We start from the raw sequence: 296 nt of genomic DNA, 5'->3' as shown, positions 1-296 counted from the left end.
CTTCAACGACGACGTGCCTTCGGCGGCGAATGAAGCCGGCGGGGCTGTGCCGGAAGGCACGACGATCAGTGGCTCGTTCGACTTTGCGGCTGGCGCGGATGGAGCAACGCTGACGCAGATCAATGGCGCTCCGGTCGGTGCTTTCGATGCGGTCACCGGCTGGTCCGGCTGGATCGACGTCGGCGCGGGCTCGATCCGGGTCAAGGCCGACGGCAGCTACGAGTTCCAGGCGGATGCTCCGACGGTCGGAGCATCTCTGCCGGTCAACGGTACCTACACGGTGACGGACGGCGACG

The 296-nt window shown here is 66.9% G+C and carries 1 protein-coding gene; it reads left to right on the top strand.

The window, feature by feature from the left end:
* Positions 1-296 (top strand): hypothetical protein (locus IB265_RS36350; RefSeq protein WP_192496238.1); only part of this gene is annotated, 296 nt, incomplete at both ends.

Origin of the sequence: Ensifer sp. ENS10 (genome assembly GCF_014852025.1) — a bacterium.
Taxonomy (GTDB): domain Bacteria; phylum Pseudomonadota; class Alphaproteobacteria; order Rhizobiales; family Rhizobiaceae; genus Ensifer.
Note: the sequence above shows the minus strand (reverse complement) of the source record. Positions and strands in the feature narration are given on the sequence as shown.